The organism is Roseomonas sp. KE2513, from assembly GCF_016107305.1.
Lineage (GTDB): Bacteria > Pseudomonadota > Alphaproteobacteria > Acetobacterales > Acetobacteraceae > Roseomonas.
Window position 1 is genome coordinate 1 of the sequence record NZ_RCVR01000200.1, and the last position, 373, is coordinate 373.

At 70.8% G+C, this 373-nt stretch carries 1 protein-coding gene; it reads right to left on the reverse strand.

Features of this window, described 5'->3' with window-relative positions; genetic code table 11:
* Nucleotides 1–373, reverse strand: a 373-nt coding sequence (locus tag D9599_RS30945) for a PEP-CTERM sorting domain-containing protein (protein ID WP_198385167.1), incomplete at both ends; no start/stop codon positions are given.

The following is a 373-nucleotide window of genomic DNA, read 5'->3' on the forward strand; positions in this document are numbered from 1 at the left end:
CCCATGCCGAGGAGGCCCATGCCGAAGAGGGCGAGGGAGGCGGGCTCGGGGACGGCGACGATCTGGGCGCTGGCGTTGAGGGCGGCGCCGGCGGCGGTGAAGGTGGCGGAGATGACGACGGTCTCGGAGAAGAGGGAGTTGTTGAGGATGGGGTTGGAGAGCAGGGCGCCGGACCCGCCGGTGGGCTCGCTGTTGTAGGTGACGGAGGAGAGGAGCTGGCTGCGGCCGAAGGCGGTGTTGTTGGCGTCGGCGTAGGTGGCGAGGGTGACGTTGGAGATGGCCGAGCCGTTGATGAGGAAGTTGGCGGTGAAGCTGGAGGCCAGGGCGGCGAGCGGGGCGCCGGCGGAGGCGCTGGTCAGGCCGGTCTGGGTGA